The organism is Kitasatospora sp. NPDC093806, assembly GCF_040683335.1.
Taxonomy (GTDB): Bacteria; Actinomycetota; Actinomycetes; order Streptomycetales; family Streptomycetaceae; genus Kitasatospora.
On sequence record NZ_JBFBDO010000010.1, the window covers coordinates 70,294 to 86,618 of the forward strand.

Consider the following 16,325-nt stretch of genomic DNA (forward strand, 5'->3'; position numbering starts at 1 on the left):
TTCCTGCGCGTCTACCGGGTGGCGGCTTGGGTGGGGGCGGGGGCGATCAGGGCCCAGACGAACTTGCCGATGCCGCCGGCACGGGGGCAGCAGCCCCAGCGTTCGGCGAGCTCGTTGACGAGGAAGAGGCCACGCCCGTGCTCGTCGTCGGGGGAGGTCGAGCGGACGGAGGGGCGCCCGCTGCCCGCGTCGTGGACCTCGACGCGGAGGAGGTCGTTGGTGAGGGCGAAGCGGATCTCGATATGGCGGTCGGCGGGGGCGTCGGAGTGCTGGATCGCATTGGCGAAGAGCTCGCCGAGGAGGAGTTCGGCGATGTCGGAGAAGCGGTCGCCGCTGGGGAGGGCGGAGAGGTACGCGCGGAGCAAGTGCCGGGCGAACGAGGTGGATTCGGCCCGCGAGTCGAGGCGCGCGGCGAACCTGCGGGGGCGGCGGGCGGTGAGCATGGGGTCCTCAAAGGGGGAGAGGAGATAGCGGACGTGGCCGACCTGACCCGACCCGGGCGGCGCGGTATCGGGCACGCCAAATCTTGGGGCTAACTGACGGGACGTCATACTTCGTTTTCGGGACGTTAGGGACGTTCGGCTGGTAGACCTTGAAACGTCCCTAACGTGGAAGGTCAGCCGGTGAACAGCTCGCTCCGTGACGCAATGGCCCGTGCCAACATGACCTCGTCCAAACTCGCGCGTGTGTGCGGTGTCGATCCCAAGACCGTCGATCGGTGGCTCGCGAATCCCTCGCGCGAGCCCCATGCCCGACACCGCTCAGCTGCCAGTCGGGCTCTCGGTGAGGAGGAAACCGTGCTCTGGCCATCCGTGCAGCAGCTCGTGAAGTCGGGCCCGGATCGGGAGCTGGTGCAGATGTACCCGTACCGGTCGGCGGCGCCGGCCTCCCTTTGGCGTCAACTGATAAAGGGGGCAACCCGGGAGCTGACGTTTGCCGGGTACACCAACTACTTCCTGTGGCTGGAGCACGCAAACTTCGGCGGTCTGCTTCGGCAGAAGGCGGCGGCGAGCGTTCGGGTCCGCTTCGTCCTCGGCGAGCCAGGACACCCGGTCACCCGTCAGCGTGAGCTGGAGGAGGATGTCCCGCTGAGCCTTTCGACCCGGATCGAGGTCACCCTGTCCGAGTTGGCCAAGCTGCGGGACACGTCGATCGAGGCGCGATACGAGACCGGACACGTCTCACTCAGCGTCTTTCGCTTCGACGACGACATGATCGTCACACCGCTGCTGCCCGGTAGGATCGGCCATGACGCTCCGATGATGCACTTCAGGCGGGCCCAGGACGACGGTGTGTTCGATCGCTTCGCAGGCCACGTCGAGGACTTGTGGGCGAAGGGGCGGGACCTGTGGACTGTCCCGGCAGTAGAGGTGGTGGATCATGCCAAGACGTGACTACGAGGACGACCCGAACGCTCCCGAGGCCAACTCGCTGGTCCCGGCGGCGTCCGTCGTCGTGGTCGACGATGCGGGCCGCGTCCTCCTCCAGCGGCGTACCGACAACGGGATGTGGGCCCTGCCCGGCGGCAGGATGGACATCGGTGAGTCGCTCGCCGGGTGCGGTGTCCGCGAGACGCGCGAGGAGACCGGCATCGAGATCGAGATCACCGGGATCGTCGGCACCTACACCGACCCCGGGCACGTGTTCGCCTACGACGACGGCGAGGTCCGCCAGGAGTTCTCGATCTGTCTCCTCGGGCGCCCGCTTGGCGGAGAGCTGCGGGTGTCCGACGAGTCCCACGAGGTGGCGTGGTTCAGCCCGGCCGAGACGGACGGGCTGCCGATGGTGTCGAACATCCGCAAGCGGCTGGCTGACTGGCGCTCAGGGGAGATTCCTGTGGTTCGCTAGCCGCGCCTTCGCATTTCCTGGTGTTGGTGCGCTTGGTGGGTTCGGCGGTGGTCGGGTCTTCGGGCCAGGGGCGGCGGGGGCTGCGGCCTCAGCGATCGGTGCGGACGTGGTGCCGAGGTGCATGGAAAGGCGGACGCGGCGGACCGGTGTCATCGCCTGGAACCCCGTCGGCCCGGGTGCCGGGCGGGCGGGGGCTCGATGGTACGGGTCGGTTGCTGCTGCGGGCGGTGCACAAGGCCGGTGTGGCCGACGAGGCCACCTCATCCCTCGCCGGGGCTCCTATCCTCCTGCACATGAGTAATAGCGCCGGGAAGTCCCAGTCAGCGCCGCTCCACTCGGTGTCCGTCGCCGGGGTGGTGGTGCGCGAGGACGGCTGTGTGCTGGCGATTCGTCGGGCTGACGACGGGACTTGGGAGCCTCCGGGTGGCGTGCTGGAGCTTGGCGAGGCCGTCGAGGACGGCGTGCGCCGCGAGGTCCACGAGGAGACCGGGATCAAGGTCGGCGTGGAGCGGCTGACCGGCGTCTACAAGAACGTGAGCCGAGGGATCGTCGCCCTCGTCTTTCGCTGCCGACCGGAGAACGAGGCGATGCGGCTCTCGGAGGAGTCGGTCGAGATTGCCTGGCTGACACCGGCCGAGGTCTCCGAACGCATGGCCGCGGTCTACGCCGTACGTGTCCTGGACGGGCTTCGGGGCGACACTGCACCAAGTGTCCGGACCCACGACGGTCGACACCTGCTGAGCGGTGCGTCCTGCGAGCTGCCCGAGACCCCACTACCCGTAGATGGGTAGTGGGGTCTCCTGTTGCTACTTGCGGGCGTTGGTGCGCTTGGTGGGTTCGGCGGTGGTGGGGTCCTCGGGCCAGGGGTGGCGGGGGTAGCGGCCTCTCAAGTCGGCGCGGACGGCGCGGTAGCCGTCGCGCCAGAAGGACGCCAGGTCGCCGGTGACGGCGGCGGGGCGGCCGGCGGGGGAGAGGAGGTGGATGGTCACCGGGACGCGGCCGGCGGCGAGGGTGGGGGTGGTGGTCCAGCCGAAGAGTTCCTGCAACTTGACGGCCAGCACTGGGCGTTCGGTGGTGTAGTCGATGCGGATTTTGGAGCCGCTGGGGACGGTGATGCGTTCCGGGGCCAGCTCGTCCAGGCGGCCCGCCTCGCCGGTGGACCAGGGGAGGAGGCGCTGGAGGGCGTCGGTCGTGTTGATGCGGGTGAGGTCGGAGCGGCGGCGGGCGCGGGAGAGTTCGGGTTCCAGCCACTCGTCGGCGCGTTCGAGGAGGGCGGCGTCGGAGACGTCGGGCCAGGGGGCGCCGAGGGCGGTGTGGAGGAAGGCGAGGCGTTCGCGGAGACCGGGGGAGGGGAAGGTGAGCAGCGCCGAAACGCCCTCGCGGGTGAGGCCTTCGAGGAGGGCGGTGCGGAGGAGGGTGGGGGAGGGGCGGTTGAGGGGAGCGGAGGAGAGTTCGATGGCGCCGAGGGAGTCGACCTGGCGGGAGACGACGTCGCCCCGCCGGGTGTCCCAGTGGACTTCGGCGCGGGTGGTGAGGAGCGAGGTGCCGGCGAGTAGGGCCGTGGACTCGTCCAGGGCGGCGGCGTGCAGGATGCGGGCCGAGTGCGAGCCGGCCGGGCGGTCGGCGACCGCGACGGCGAGCCAGGGGACGGTGCCGAGCGCGGTGCCGGGGGCGAGTTCGGCGGCGGTGCCGGAGGCCATCAGGTACGGGCTGAGGGTGCCGGGTTCGGGCCGTTCCACCCGGGCGCGGGCGATCCGTTCGGGGAAGGCGAGGGCGACGACCAGGCCGACGGCCGTCGCGTCGGGCAGGTCGGTGGGTGGCTCGGAGGAGGTGGAGCGGCGCAGGCGGCGGACTTCGTCGCGCCAGCGTCCGGCGTAGGGGTCGCGGGCGGAGCGGACCAGCCGCAGGACGGTGGCGAGGTCGTCGCCCAGGGCGCGCGGGGGTTCCTCGGAGAGCAACGCGACGACCGAGGCGGCGCGGTCGGCGCCCACGGCCGGCGCGCCGTCCAGCAGCGCGCGCCCCAGCCGCGGGTGCAGGCCGGTGCGGGCGAGGCGGACGCCGCGCGCGGTCGCCCGGCCGTCGGCGGAGACGGCGCCGAGGGCGAGCAGGGTCTCCCGGGCCGCGGCCATCGCGCCCGCCGGGGGCCGGTCGGGCAGGGCGAGGCCGGTGGCGTCCGGGTCGCCCCAGCAGGCGGCCTGGAGCGCGAAGGAGGTGAGGTCGGCGAGCGCGATCTCCGGTGTGGGGAAGCGGGCGGCGCGGGCGTCCTCGGCCTCCTGCCAACAGCGGTAGACGGTGCCGGGGGCCTCGCGTCCGGCGCGGCCGGCCCGCTGGCGGGCGGCGGCGAGCGAGGCGCGCACGGTGACCAGGGCGGCGAGGCCGCGCGCGTGGTCGGTGCGGGGTTCGCGGGCGAGCCCGGCGTCCACCACGATCCGGACGCCGGGGACGGTGAGGGACGACTCGGCGACGGAGGTGGCGAGGACGATGCGGCGCCCCTCACCGGGAGCCAGGGCGGCGTCCTGGACGGGCTGAGGGGCGCGGCCGTGCAACTGGAGCACGTCCACCGACAAGCCGGACAGTTGCCCGGCGACGCGGGCGATCTCGCCGACGCCGGGCAGGAAGCAGAGCACGTCCCCGTCCCGCTCGCTCAAAGCGCGCCGCACCACAGCCGCGACGTGGTCGAGCAGCGCCGGGTCGACCCGGGTGCCGTGGGCGGGGCGGACGGCCCGGGCGGGCGGCGCCCAGACCACCTCGACCGGGTGCGAGACGCCGTGCGCCTCGACCACCGGCGCGTCGTCCAGGAGTTCGGCCCAGGCCGCGGTGTCGGAGGTGGCGGAGGCGCAGACGATCCGCAGTTCGGGGCGGAGCGCCGCCCGGACGTCGAGCAGGAAGGCGAGCGCGGTGTCGGCGTCCAGGTGCCGTTCGTGGCACTCGTCGAGGACGACGACGTCGACGCCGGAGAGCTCCTGGTCGCGCTGGAGCCGCTGGAGCAGGACGCCGGTGGTGACCACCTCGACCACGGTCTCGGGCCCGGTCCGGCGCTCGCCGCGGACGGTGTAGCCCACCTGCGCGCCGACGGCCGAGCCGAGCAGCCAGGCCATCCGGCGGGCGGCGGCCCGGACGGCGAGCCGGCGCGGCTCCGCGACGAGCACCCGCCGAGCGGGCCGGCCGTCGGAGAGCAGCCCGGCGAGGGCCAGCGGCACCAGGGTGGTCTTGCCGGTGCCGGGCGGGGCGGCGAGGACCGCCGTGCCGTGCTCGTCGAGCGCGCGGTGCAGGGCGGGCAGGGCGGTGCGGACGGGCAGCTCGCGCCAGGCCGGGTTCAGCAAGGCGTCAGCCCCGCTCGGTGACGAAGATCGCGGTGCCGGGGATGAGTCGGCCGCGCAGCGGCGACCAGCCGCCCCACTCCTGCTCGTGCCCGTCCGGCCACTCGGGCTCGACCAGGTCGACCAGCCGGAAGCCGGCCGCGACCAGTTCGCGGACCCGGTCGCCGATGGTGCGGTGGTGTTCGACGTAGGTGGCGTGGCCCTGTTCGTCCTGCTCGACGTACGGGGTGCGGTCGAAGTAGGAGGAGAGGGCGGTGAGGCCCTCGACGCCGGGCTCGTCGGGGAAGGCCCAGCGGATCGGGTGGGTGACCGAGAAGACCCAGCGCCCGCCGGGCCGCAGCACCCGGTGCACCTCGCGCATCAGGGCGGCGGTGTCGGCGCTGAACGGGACGGCGCCGTAGGCCGAGCAGACCAGGTCGAAGGAGGCGTCCGCGAAGGGCAGCACGGCGGCGTCCGCCTGGACGACCGGGACGGGCACGGCGCCGCGGGAGAGGTCGATCCGCAGCGAGTGCTGGAGCTGACGGTGCGAGATGTCCAGGGCGACCGGGTGCGCGCCCTGGGCGGCCAGCCAGCGGGAGCACTGGGCGGCGCCGGCGCCGAGTTCCAGCACGGTGCGGCCGGCGACCTCGCCGAGCAGCCGGGCGTCCGCCTCGTCGAGGCCCTCCGGGCACCAGGTGAAGCGGTCGTCGCCGAGGAACTCGCCGTGCTCGTCCTGGTATTCGTCGGCGTTGCGGTCCCACCAGTGGCGGCTGGCGCGGCTGCTCTCGCCGGAGCCGGCGGTGCGCCTTACCGCGTCGTCGCCGTCATCGTCAAGATCATCGAGGTTCGGCTGGGGGGTGGTGGCCACGGTGACAATGCCCATCGCGTAGGGTGTGGGTTCGCGGAAGCGCCGCTGCCGTGAGTCGACCCGCGAGGGTCTGGGTCCCGGCGGTGGCATCCGGGGAAGAGGCTCCCTGCGGCCGCCACCCATGAGGTGCGCAATCGGAGGATATGGCCTGTTCCGTGCCGGGCTCCACCGTCTTGCCGCTCTTGGCGTTGACCGTGCCTGGCCGTCCCCGTATGCTACAAGTTGCGCTGCGGGCCTGCGCGCCTCGGACGGAGCAGGTCGCGCTCGCATCTGTCGAAGACCCCACGGTCGCAAGACGGACGCCGATTCTCCCGTTCTGCGGGATTTCCGGTGCGCCGTGTTCTTGGCTGTCCGGCTTTCGGTGGGAGCGATACGGGCCCTCCGCGTGGCATTACCTACGACTTTCATGTCCGTACCGGAGCCCTTTTCCTAATGACGAGCCCCACCGACTCCTCCCTCAGCACCACCCCGCAGGTCGCGCTCAACGACATCGGCGACGCCGAGGCGTTCCTGGCCGCGATTGACGAGACCATCAAGTACTTCAACGATGGCGACATCGTCGAGGGCGTCATCGTGAAGGTCGACCGTGACGAGGTCCTCCTCGACATCGGTTACAAGACCGAGGGCGTCATCCCGTCCCGCGAGCTGTCGATCAAGCACGACGTCGACCCGCACGAGGTCGTCGCCGTCGGCGACAACATCGAGGCCCTGGTTCTCCAGAAGGAGGACAAGGAGGGTCGTCTCATCCTGTCCAAGAAGCGCGCTCAGTACGAGCGTGCCTGGGGCACGATCGAGAAGATCAAGGAAGAGGACGGCATCGTCACCGGTACCGTCATCGAGGTCGTCAAGGGTGGTCTCATCCTCGACATCGGCCTCCGTGGCTTCCTCCCGGCCTCGCTCGTCGAGATGCGTCGCGTCCGCGACCTCCAGCCCTACGTGGGCAAGGAGCTCGAGGCCAAGATCATCGAGCTGGACAAGAACCGCAACAACGTGGTCCTGTCCCGCCGTGCCTGGCTGGAGCAGACCCAGAGCGAGGTCCGCCAGACCTTCCTCACCACCCTGCAGAAGGGCCAGGTGCGCTCCGGCGTCGTCTCCTCGATCGTCAACTTCGGTGCCTTCGTGGACCTGGGTGGCGTCGACGGCCTGGTGCACGTCTCCGAGCTGTCCTGGAAGCACATCGACCACCCGTCCGAGGTTGTCGAGGTCGGCCAGGAGGTCACCGTCGAGGTCCTCGACGTGGACATGGACCGCGAGCGCGTCTCCCTGTCGCTGAAGGCGACCCAGGAGGACCCGTGGCAGCAGTTCGCCCGTACCCACCAGATCGGCCAGGTCGTTCCGGGTAAGGTCACCAAGCTGGTTCCGTTCGGTGCGTTCGTCCGCGTGGACGAGGGCATCGAGGGTCTGGTCCACATCTCCGAGCTGGCCGAGCGCCACGTCGAGATCCCGGAGCAGGTCGTCCAGGTCGGCGACGAGATCTTCGTCAAGGTCATCGACATCGACCTCGAGCGTCGCCGCATCAGCCTGTCGCTCAAGCAGGCCAACGAGGCCCTGGGTGCCAACCCGGCCGAGGTCGAGTTCGACCCGACCCTGTACGGCATGGCCGCCTCGTACGACGACCAGGGCAACTACATCTACCCGGAGGGCTTCGACCCCGAGGCGAACGACTGGCTGCCCGGCTTCGAGAAGCAGCGCGAGGAGTGGGAGCGGCAGTACGCCGAGGCCCAGACCCGCTTCGAGCAGCACCAGGCCCAGGTCATCAAGAGCCGCGAGGCCGACGCGGAGGCCGCTGCCGAGGGTGGCGACGCCGTCGCCGCTGCCGCCGGTGGCTCCTACTCGTCCAGCAGCGACGAGGGCTCGGGCGCCCTGGCCTCGGACGAGGCCCTGGCCGCCCTGCGCGAGAAGCTGGCCGGCGGCCAGAGCTGAAGCTCTGACCCCGTCGCTGGTGCTCGTTAGCAGCGCATAGCGTCATCGATGGACCCCGCTCGGTTTACCGGGCGGGGTCCATTGTTTTATCCCTTCACTTATTTGTTCCTTATCGGAAGGAATTTTGTGATTAGGGGCTCATCGGTCCGCTATGGGTGATTCAGGACCAAGGCCCTACCTTGGGAGGAGTTGCCCGATGGACCGCTCACCCGGCCCCGCACGCTAGGCACCCCCCGCACATGCGCCGTAGCACCGCAGTGACCCCCACCTCCCCCCGCACGTCCGCCGACCCGCAGGTCGCCGGACGCCTTGCCGCCCTCGGCCGGTTCTGCTTCCGCAACCGCCGCTGGGTGCTCGGGTTCTGGGCGGTCGTGCTGGTCATAGGCGTGCTGATCGGCGGCCGGGTCTTCGAGGGCTCGGTGGCCGGCGCCTCCTCCTCCGCCGCGGAGTCGGACCGGGGCGGCGCCGTCCTCACCGCCGCCGACCCGGCCAGGGGCACCGTCACCGCCGTGGTGGACGGCAAACCGGTCGACGACGCCGCCGTCCGGGATGCCGTGAGCCGGGCCACCGCCGAGATCGCGGCGCTGCCCGGGGTCTCCTCGGCCGTCGACGCCTACGGCTCCGACCCGGCCGCCGCCGCGCTCCGCTCGGCCGACGGCACGGCGAGCCTGGTCTCGGTCCGGATGGCCGACTCCAGCACCTCCGCGCAGACCGCCGCGGTCACCCAGCGGCTCGCGGACATCAAGGCCGACGGCGCCCAGGTGAAGGTCGGCGGGGACCTGGTCCTCCAGGACGAGGTCAAGAAGCAGACCGAGAAGGACACCCGCCGCGGCGAGCTGGTCACCCTGCCGCTCACCCTGATCGTCATGGTCCTGGTCTTCGGCGGCCTGGCCGCCGCCAGCCTGCCGGTGATCGGCGCGGTCGCCTCGGTCGGCGGCGCGCTGCTGGCCATGTTCGGCTTCAGCAAGATCATGGACATCGACACCAGCGTCCTGCCGATCGCCACCGTGCTGGGCCTCGGCCTCTCGATCGACTACGCGCTGCTCATGGTGAATCGTTTCCGCGAGGAACGCGGTCACGGTGCGTCGATCGCCGCCGCCGTCGAACGGACCGCCGCCACCGCCGGCCGCACCGTCGCCTTCTCCGGCCTGACCGTCGCCGTCGCGCTCTCCGGCCTCTTCGTCTTCACCAGCCCGGTGCTCGGCGCCGTCGCCGCGGCGGGTGTGAGCGTCGTGGTGATCGCCGTCGCCGCCGCGCTGACCCTGGTCCCCGCGCTGCTCGGTTTCGCCGGCCGGCGGATCAAGACCCCCACCGCGCCCGTCCCCGACGAGGGCTTCTTCAGCCGGACCGTCCGCCGGGTGCGCAAGCGGGCCGTGCCGGTCGCGCTGGCCTGCACCGCGCTGCTGATGGCCGCCGGCGCGCCGTTCCTGCACGCCGACATGCGCAACTCCGGCGCCGCCGTGCTGCCCGCCTCCTCGGTCGGTCGGCAGGTCGCCGAGACCATCGACCAGCGCTTCCCGCAGGCCTCGGCCGCCCCGATCACCGTGGTCGTGGAGAGCGGCGCGGCCGTCGCCCAGGCCTACGCGGACGACGTGGTGGCCGAGCTGCCGGGCGTCAGCGGCGTCCGCGCCGTCACCCCGGTCAGCGACACCGTCTCCACCATCGACGTGCTGGTGCACGGCGACGCCCAGGGCGGCCAGGCCAAGCAGGTGGTCAAGGAGCTGCGCGCCGACCGCGGCGGGCTCACCACCCACGTCACCGGCGGCGCGGCCTCGGTGGTCGACTTCCAGGACGAACTGCTCACCCGGGGCCCGATCGCGCTCGGCCTGGTCGCCCTCGGCACGCTGATCCTGCTGTTCCTGATGACCGGCTCGGTGGTGATGCCGGTCAAGGCCCTGCTGATGAACCTGCTCTCGCTGGGCGCCTCGCTCGGCGCGCTCACCCTGGTCTTCCAGGACGGCTGGTTCAGCGGTCTGCTGGGCTTCAGCCCGACCGGCGGACTGGAGACCTTCATCCCGGTGCTGGTCTTCGCCTTCGCCTTCGGGCTGTCGATGGACTACGAGGTCTTCCTGCTGGCCCGGATCAAGGAACTGCGGGACAAGGGGCACAGCTGCACCCGGGCGGTGGAGCTGGGCGTCCAGCGCAGCGGTCGGATCATCACCTCGGCGGCGCTGCTGATGGTGATCGTCTTCGCCGGCTTCGCCCTCGGCGACATGCTGATGGTCAAGCAGATGGGCATCGCGCTGGCCGTCGCCGTCGCGGTGGACGCCACCCTGGTCCGCTGCCTGCTGGTGCCCGCCACGATGAGCTTCTTCGGCGAGTTCAACTGGTGGGCGCCCGCCCCGCTGCGCCGCCTGCACGACCGGTTCGGGCTGAGCGAGCACGTCGACCTGCCGGACATCGCGCCGGCCGTGCTGCCCGCGCCGCGCCCGGAGGCCGCGAAGGACCTGGTCGGCAGTCCCTCGTAGCCGCCGCGCACCGCGGGGGCCGCGGTCAGGACAGGCGGCCGAGCAGGGCGACGGCGCCGCGCAGGGTCTCGCGCTCGGCGGGGGTGAGGCGGGTCTCGATCGCGGTGGCGATCACGGCCTCGCGGCGGGCGCGCTGCTCGTGAAGCGCGGTGCGGCCGGCCTCGGTGGCGACCACCAGCAGCTTGCGGCGGTCGGTGGCGTGCGGTTCCTGGGTGACCAGGCCGGCCTCGGTGAGCAGGGCGACCGTACGGGCCATCGACTGGTGCCGGACGCGCTGGCGGGCGGCCAGTTCGGCGATGGTGTACGCGTGGTCGTCGCGGACCAGCAGGCCGAGGACGCCGGCCTGGTTCTGCGGCAGCGTGTCGCCGGGGCGGATGGCGCGGACCAGTTCGCCGATGGCGGCGCGCAGGTCGGCGGCGAGTTCGAGGGCCTCGGGGTGGGGTCCGGCGTGGGGCCCGGGGTGGGGTTCGGCGTGGGGTTCGGGACGGGGGCTGCGGTCGGCACTGTTCACGGGAGAAGTCTATCCCGAAGATGTACAGCAAGACTGTGCAGTCTTGCTGTATGTTATGGTCCATGCGAATCACCAAGTTCGGACACGCCTGCGTACGCCTGGAGCACGGCGGCACCACCGTCGTCGTCGACCCCGGGATGTTCACCGACTCCGCCGCGTTCGCCGGCGCGGACGCCGTCCTGATCACCCACGAGCACGTCGACCACTTCGAGGAGGCGGGGTTGCGGCAGGCCCTGGCGGCGAACCCGGCACTGCGGGTGTGGACCAACCCGGCGGTGGCGGCGCGGCTCGACGGGGTCGCGTCGCGGGTGACGGCCGTCGGCGAGGGCGACGCCTTCGGGGTGGGCGGGATCGGGGTGAGCGTGCACGGCGAGTGGCACGCGGTGATCCATCCGGACATCCCGCGGGTGAAGAACGTCGGCTTCCTCTTCGACGGCCGGCTCTTCCACCCCGGGGACGCGCTGACCGTGCCGCCGCACGCGGTGGAGACCCTGCTGCTGCCGATCGCCGGGCCGTGGACCAAGGTCTCCGAGCTGATCGACTACGTCCGGGAGGCGGGCCCGCGGCAGGCGGTGCCGGTGCACGACGCGGTGCTCAGCCCGGCCGGCCTCGCCGTGCACACCCGGCTGGTCGGGCCGGGCGGCCCGGGCACCGGCGCCGAGCTGGCCGTCCTGGCGGACGGCGAGAGCCTGGACCTGGACCTGGACCTGGACCGGGACCTGGACCTTGGATGACGGGGTGACCGGCCCGAGCGGGTCGGGGCGAACGGGCTGCCGGTAGCCTGACGCCATGCTGAAGATCGGACTGACGGGCGGGATCGGCGCGGGCAAGAGCGAGGTCTCGCGGCTGCTCGCCGCCCACGGCGCGGTGATCGTGGACTCCGACGTGATCGCCCGCGAGGTGGTCGCGCCCGGGACGGACGGGCTCAAGGCGGTGGTCGCCGAGTTCGGCCCCGAGGTGCTGACGGCCGAGGGCGCCCTGGACCGGCCGGCGCTCGGCGCGATCGTCTTCGCCGACCCGGCGCGGCTCCAGGCGCTGAACGCGATCGTCCACCCGCTGGTCCGGGCGCGGTCCGCCGAACTGGAGGCCGCCGCCGCGCCGGACGCGATCGTGGTGCACGACGTCCCGCTGCTCGCCGAGAACGGGCTCGGCCCGCTGTACGACCTGGTGGTCGTGGTCGACGCGACCGACGAGGCGCGGATCGACCGGCTGGTCCGGCTGCGCGGCATGACCGAGGACGAGGCCCGGGCCCGGATGGCCGCCCAGGCGAGCCGCGCCGACCGGCTGGCGATCGCCGACCTGGTGATCGACAACAGCGGCTCGCTGGCGGAGCTGGCGCCCCGGGTCGACGAGGTGTGGGAGCGGCTGACCGCCCGTCGGTGAGTCAGCTCGCCACGGAGACCGCTGCCCGGGCGGTGTGGGCGACGGCCGCGGCGGCCAGCGCGCGGATCATCGGGTGGGCCCGGGTGCCGTCCCCGGCCAGCTCGGGCTGGAACAGCGAGGCCAGGAAGAACGGGTGCACGTCCTCGGGCAGTTCCAGGATCCGCTGCTCGCCGGAGTCGTCCGCGCCGCTGAACCGCAGGCCGCCCGCGCGCAGCCGGTCCAGGTAGGCCTCGTTCAGCCCGTACCCGCAGTGGTACCGCTCGACGGTGCGGGTCGCGCCGAGGACGCGTTCGGCGAGCGAGCCGGGGGTGGTCCGCACCACGCCCTCGTGCCCGACCAGGGAGCAGCTGAGCGACACGACCACCAGCTCCGCCCCCGCCGGGTCGAGTTCGCCGTGCGCGGCGCCGGCCATCCCGCAGACGTGGCGCGCGTACTCCAGCACCGTGTGCTGGAAGCCGGCGCAGGTGCCGAGGAAGGGGATCCGCCGCTCGCGGGCGGTGCGGACGGCGGCCAGCGCGCCGTCCGCGCTGCGGTACGGGCTGCCGGGCAGCAGCCAGACCGCGTCGAAGCCGTCGAGCGCGCCGGGCGCCCCGGCGTCCTCGGTGGAGATCCAGTAGGCGTCCAGGACGAGCTGCTCGCGGGTGGCGAGCGCGTCGAGCAGCCCGGGGACGCGGGCGTGCGAGCGGACGGCGGCCGAGCGGTCGGCGACCAGGGCGAGGCGGGGCGTGGGGTTGGTCATACGACTATCCTGACCCCCGGCGCAGGATCAGCGCCAACGATGATTCCTTACCTGTCGATCAGAGGGCGTGATAGCGGATGGAGTCGCAGCAGCTGCGCACCTTCGTCACCGTGGTCCGGCTGGGCTCGTTCTCCGAGGCGGCCCGCGCACTCGGCTACACCCAGTCGGCGGTGTCCCAGCAGATCGCCGCGCTGGAGGCGGACCTCGGCGCGACCGTCCTCAACCGGCGCCCGGTCGGCCCGACCGAGGCGGGCGCGCGGCTGCTGGAGCACGCCGCCCCGCTGCTGCTGCGGCTCGACGCGGCGCGCGCCGACATCGCGCGCCTGGCGGGTGCCGCGAGCGCCCGGCTGGTGGTCGGGGCCACTCCGCTGGCGGTCGGGGTGGAGCTGGGGCGCGCGCTCGCCGAGGTGCGCCGGGAGTATCCGGTGGTCGACCTGACCGTCCGGGTGGTCGCCCAGGACGCCCTTCCCGCCGAGGTCGCCACCGGCGCCGTCGACCTCGCCCTGGTCGACGGCCTCGCCGCGCCCAGCGACCCGCTGCCGCTGCCCGAGGTCGGCCCGCTCGCCACCGTGGCCGTCGCCGAGCAGCCGCTCGCCGTCGCCCTGCCGGACGGTCACCCGCTGGCCGGCCGGCCCGGCCTGGCGCTCGCCGACCTGTCCGCCGCCCGCTGGCTGGACGCCCCCGGCCTCGCCCCGACCGCCGCCCGGCTGTGCGCGGCGGCCGGCGTCGACGGGTACCGCCCCGCCGCCCGCTACCTGGGGACGGACGTCCGCGGCCTGCTCGCGCTGGTCGCCGCCGGGCACGGGCTCGCCCTGCTGCCCGCCGCCGCCCTGGCGGGGGTCGCGGGTGTGACGGGCGTCCCGGTCCGCGCGCCGCGCCTGGTGCACCGGACGGAGCTGGTCCACGGCGCGCTGCCGGAGGGTCCGGCGGCGCTGCTGGCCCGGCTGCTGACGTAGTCGCGGGGGTGGGGACGGGCGTTGGCGGTTCAGCCGACGATCTCGGCGCCCGGGCAGCAGGGGGCCGCGACCTGGTAGCAGACGTAGCGCAGACAGCCGAGGCAGATCGAGATGTTCTCCAGCCGCCAGCTCTGGCCGTGGCAGGCGCAGTCGGCCCGTCCGCGCAGCAGCGCGTTCCAGCCGGCCGGGCCGCCGTTGGCCGCGAACGCGGCGGCGACGTAGTCCCTGGTGGCCGGGTCCTCGGCGGCGGTGCCGCGCCGGGTGGCGTCCAGGTGCCAGCAGTACAGGGCGAGCAACGCCCGCCCGTCGACCAGGCGGTAGCCCGCCCGGCCGTCGTCCTCCCAGGCCCGGACCAGCCGCGCGACCCGTTCGGTGAACGGGCGCGCGGGGTCGAGGAGGGCGCGGTTCCCTTGCGGCGATGGCGGGTTGGCGGTCATGTGGTCCCCTTTCCGGGGCCCACGGTAGGCCGTGCCGCCGTGAAGTCGGCGACCGGGGTGGTGAGTTGGCCGTCCGCCTGTACTAAGGCTTGCAGGTGGTGCCGTCGGCCGGGACCTTGTCGGCCAGCAGGTACTGGTCGACGGCCTGCTTGAGGCAGGGGTTGCCGGTGTCGTAGCCGCCGTGGCCCTGGCCCTCCAGGGTGACGTTGACGCCGACGCCCGCGCCGAGTTGCTGCGCCATCGCCCGGGCGCCCTCGTACGGCGTGGCCGGGTCGCCGGTGTTGCCGATGACGACGATCGGCGCCGAGCCGGGGGCGGACACCTCGGGGTGGTCGGTCTTGCCGGGGACCGGCCAGCCGGTGCAGCCGGTCAGGCCCCAGGCGGTGAAGTCGCCGAACACCGGTGACGCCTCGCGGAACGCCGGGAGCTGGGCCTGGGCGTCCGCGTCGGTGTAGCGCTGCTTGTCGTCGGCGCAGCTGATCGCCCGGTTGGCGGCCCCGGTGTTGCTGTAGTGGCCCTGCTCGTCGCGGCCGTTGTAGCTGTCGGCGAGCGCGAGGAGGGTGGTGCCGGTGCCGCCCTTCATCGCCTCCTGGAGGCCGATGGCGAGAGCGTTCCAGGTGTTCTGGCTGTAGAGCGAGGCGACGATGCCGGTGACCGCGAGGTCCTGGGTGAGCTTGCGGGCGCTGTCGGTGGGCAGCGGCTTGCCGTCCAGGCCCTTGAGGAAGTCGACGATCTGCTGGGTGCCCTGGGCGCCGCCCTGGGCGATCGGGCAGTTGGGGCCGGCCTGGGTGGTGCAGGCCTTCATGAAGTTCTCCAGGGCGAGCTGGAAGCCCTTGGCCTGGCCGAGCGCCCCCTGCGCCGGGTCCTTGGTGGGGTCGACGACGGCGTCCATCACCAGGTGCCCGACGTTCTGCGGGTACAGGTGGGCGTAGACGCCGCCGAGTTCGGTGCCGTAGGAGATGCCGAAGTAGTGCAGCTTGGCGTCGCCGAGCACCTGGCGCATCAGGTCCAGGTCGCGGGCGGCGGAGACGGTGTCGACGTACGGGAGGACCGCCCCGGAGTTCTGCTGGCAGGCGGCGATGTACTGGGCGTTGGCGGTGTCCAGGGCGGTGACCTCGGCCTCGGTGTCCGGGGTGCCGTCGATGCTGGCGGAGGCGTCCGTCGCGGCGTCGTCCAGGCACTTCACGCCCGCGCTGTTGCCGACCCCGCGCGGGTCGAAACTCACCAGGTCGTAGCGGGAGTTGAGGTCGGCGTAGTCCTTGGCGAGGCCGGGGAGGGTGGTGACGCCGGAGGCGCCCGGGCCGCCGAAGTTGTAGATCAGCGAGCCGATCCGCGGCTGCCCGCCGGCGGGGGTGGCGGCGGGGCTCGTGGCGGGGGTGGCGGCGGGGCTCGCGGCGGGGGTGCCGGTGGGGCTGGTGGTGGGGGCGGCGCCGGTGGCCTTGGCCCGGACGAGGGCCAGGTCGATGGTCGGGCCGTCCGGTTTGGCGTAGTCCAGCGGGGCCTTGAGGGTGGCGCACTCCCAGGGCGGCGTGCCCGGGGCCTTGCCGCCGCCCTGGGCGGCCGACGGGGCCGGGCAGGCCTGCCAGCTCAGCTGCTGTCCGGTGAGCGAGGCGGGCAGCGGCGGGGCGGTGGCGGCCGTCGAAGCGGCGGCGCTGCCGGAGTCGGGGCCGGCCGAGGCGGTGGTCGGCTGGGCCTTCACGGTGGTCGTCCCGGAGCCGCTCTCACAAGCGGCCAGGGCGGTGGTGAGCGCCACGGCCAGGCCCAGCGCGCCGGCGCCGCGTACGACAGTGTGCATGGGGGTTCCGTTCTGGGCCGCCCGGGGGGGAACGGGGCGTGCGGGGAGCAGGGGGCTTCTGTGGCGTCAGCCTAGGGTCGGCGCGGACCGCCCGCGCG

General features: G+C 73.0%; 15 protein-coding genes. 8 read left to right on the plus strand and 7 right to left on the minus strand.

The genetic code is table 11. The features are described 5' to 3' along the window. Positions 1-11: 11 nt before the first annotated feature. Positions 12-443 (minus strand): ATP-binding protein, encoded by a 432-nt coding sequence (locus tag AB0N76_RS08815; protein ID WP_363554667.1) that lies wholly within the window; start codon positions 441-443, stop codon positions 12-14. 180 nt (positions 444-623) lie between these two features. Here AB0N76_RS08815 and AB0N76_RS08820 point away from each other — a divergent pair, with 180 nt between their 5' ends. From AB0N76_RS08820 to AB0N76_RS08830, 3 genes are all read left to right on the plus strand, one after another. Further along, positions 624-1,394: an XRE family transcriptional regulator gene (locus tag AB0N76_RS08820; protein WP_363554669.1), complete on the plus strand. Its 771-nt coding sequence runs from the start codon at positions 624-626 to the stop codon at positions 1,392-1,394. Continuing rightward, entirely contained in the window at positions 1,381-1,848 is a 468-nt protein-coding gene (locus AB0N76_RS08825) for an NUDIX domain-containing protein (RefSeq protein ID WP_363554671.1), read from the plus strand. Before AB0N76_RS08820 ends, AB0N76_RS08825 begins: the two co-directional genes overlap by 14 nt. A gap of 281 nt (positions 1,849-2,129) precedes the next feature. After that, a complete protein-coding gene (locus AB0N76_RS08830) occupies positions 2,130-2,639 on the plus strand; it encodes an NUDIX hydrolase (protein WP_363554768.1) in 510 nt (169 codons plus the stop codon). A 15-nt stretch (positions 2,640-2,654) separates the two neighbouring features. Here the strand turns inward: AB0N76_RS08830 and hrpB are convergent, their stop codons facing one another. Beyond that, positions 2,655-5,171: an ATP-dependent helicase HrpB gene (gene hrpB, locus AB0N76_RS08835; RefSeq protein WP_363554673.1), complete on the minus strand. Its 2,517-nt coding sequence runs from the start codon at positions 5,169-5,171 to the stop codon at positions 2,655-2,657. Positions 5,172-5,175: 4 nt separating this feature from the next. Further along, positions 5,176-6,030 (minus strand): class I SAM-dependent methyltransferase, encoded by an 855-nt coding sequence (locus AB0N76_RS08840; protein ID WP_363554675.1) that lies wholly within the window; start codon positions 6,028-6,030, stop codon positions 5,176-5,178. A gap of 417 nt (positions 6,031-6,447) precedes the next feature. Here AB0N76_RS08840 and rpsA point away from each other — a divergent pair, with 417 nt between their 5' ends. Beyond that, positions 6,448-7,938 carry a 30S ribosomal protein S1 gene (gene rpsA, locus AB0N76_RS08845; protein ID WP_030307517.1) on the plus strand — a complete coding sequence of 497 codons (1,491 nt, stop codon included), beginning with the start codon at positions 6,448-6,450 and terminating at the stop codon, positions 7,936-7,938. A gap of 239 nt (positions 7,939-8,177) precedes the next feature. Next, positions 8,178-10,406, plus strand: coding sequence for an MMPL family transporter (locus AB0N76_RS08850; protein ID WP_363554677.1), 2,229 nt, complete (start codon positions 8,178-8,180; stop codon positions 10,404-10,406). A gap of 25 nt (positions 10,407-10,431) precedes the next feature. On the opposite strand, the gene AB0N76_RS08855 is transcribed toward AB0N76_RS08850, so the two are convergent. Continuing rightward, positions 10,432-10,917: a MarR family transcriptional regulator gene (locus tag AB0N76_RS08855; protein WP_363554679.1), complete on the minus strand. Its 486-nt coding sequence runs from the start codon at positions 10,915-10,917 to the stop codon at positions 10,432-10,434. A 62-nt stretch (positions 10,918-10,979) separates the two neighbouring features. Here AB0N76_RS08855 and AB0N76_RS08860 point away from each other — a divergent pair, with 62 nt between their 5' ends. Continuing rightward, positions 10,980-11,651: an MBL fold metallo-hydrolase gene (locus AB0N76_RS08860; protein WP_363554681.1), complete on the plus strand. Its 672-nt coding sequence runs from the start codon at positions 10,980-10,982 to the stop codon at positions 11,649-11,651. A 55-nt stretch (positions 11,652-11,706) separates the two neighbouring features. Continuing rightward, the gene (gene coaE, locus AB0N76_RS08865; RefSeq protein WP_363554683.1) at positions 11,707-12,300 is read left to right on the plus strand and encodes a dephospho-CoA kinase; all 594 of its coding nucleotides are present in this window, start codon (positions 11,707-11,709) and stop codon (positions 12,298-12,300) included. Position 12,301: 1 nt separating this feature from the next. Here coaE and AB0N76_RS08870 read toward each other — a convergent pair whose 3' ends face one another. Continuing rightward, the gene (locus AB0N76_RS08870; protein ID WP_363554685.1) at positions 12,302-13,039 is read right to left on the minus strand and encodes a hypothetical protein; all 738 of its coding nucleotides are present in this window, start codon (positions 13,037-13,039) and stop codon (positions 12,302-12,304) included. Positions 13,040-13,116: 77 nt separating this feature from the next. On the opposite strand from AB0N76_RS08870, the gene AB0N76_RS08875 reads away from it, so the two are divergent. Next, positions 13,117-13,995: a LysR family transcriptional regulator gene (locus AB0N76_RS08875; protein WP_363554687.1), complete on the plus strand. Its 879-nt coding sequence runs from the start codon at positions 13,117-13,119 to the stop codon at positions 13,993-13,995. A 29-nt stretch (positions 13,996-14,024) separates the two neighbouring features. Here AB0N76_RS08875 and AB0N76_RS08880 read toward each other — a convergent pair whose 3' ends face one another. Together AB0N76_RS08880 and AB0N76_RS08885 are read right to left on the minus strand one after the other, a co-directional pair. Next, complete coding sequence (locus AB0N76_RS08880; protein WP_363554689.1) at positions 14,025-14,432, minus strand: hypothetical protein; 408 nt, start codon at positions 14,430-14,432, stop codon at positions 14,025-14,027. An 82-nt stretch (positions 14,433-14,514) separates the two neighbouring features. Next, complete coding sequence (locus tag AB0N76_RS08885) at positions 14,515-16,227, minus strand: alpha/beta hydrolase (protein ID WP_363554691.1); 1,713 nt, start codon at positions 16,225-16,227, stop codon at positions 14,515-14,517. Positions 16,228-16,325: the final 98 nt, after the last annotated feature.